Origin of the sequence: Parendozoicomonas verongulae (assembly GCF_009711465.1) — a bacterium.
In the GTDB taxonomy this organism is placed as follows: Bacteria; Pseudomonadota; Gammaproteobacteria; order Pseudomonadales; family Endozoicomonadaceae; genus Sansalvadorimonas; species Sansalvadorimonas verongulae.
The window spans coordinates 1-323 of sequence record NZ_SMME01000173.1; the positions used below are offsets into that span (position 1 = coordinate 1).

The following is a 323-nucleotide window of genomic DNA, read 5'->3' on the forward strand; positions in this document are numbered from 1 at the left end:
TTTCAGTACCGCGGCAGAGTACTGGTTATGGGCAATAAGTGCTGCTGGGGGGGCAAGAGAGATGGAATAACTGGTGAGGTGTCTGATGTCCGTGGTCGTCAGTGGCCTGCACCCCGTCGTTTCTGGGTGCTCAAGACGTGTGGCCGGATAAGCAGAGACTGCTTCGGGGGAAGGGACGATAAGAGGATGTGAAACAGCTGAAAACGAGCGGATGTCCATTATCAGTACCCTTCAGGTTTATTCCAAATAGCTGGCTATCCATGGGCAAATCAAAATAACCAGTCATTCAGACTTGTTTGGGGTATCAAAGTTTCAGGAATGAA

Annotated in this window: 1 protein-coding gene; it reads left to right on the top strand. The window is 49.8% G+C overall.

The features are described from left to right. A partial coding sequence (locus E1189_RS24235; protein ID WP_230459806.1) for a hypothetical protein occupies window positions 1-192 on the top strand: 192 nt, incomplete at its 5' end. Between the last annotated feature and the right edge of the window lie 131 nt (window positions 193-323).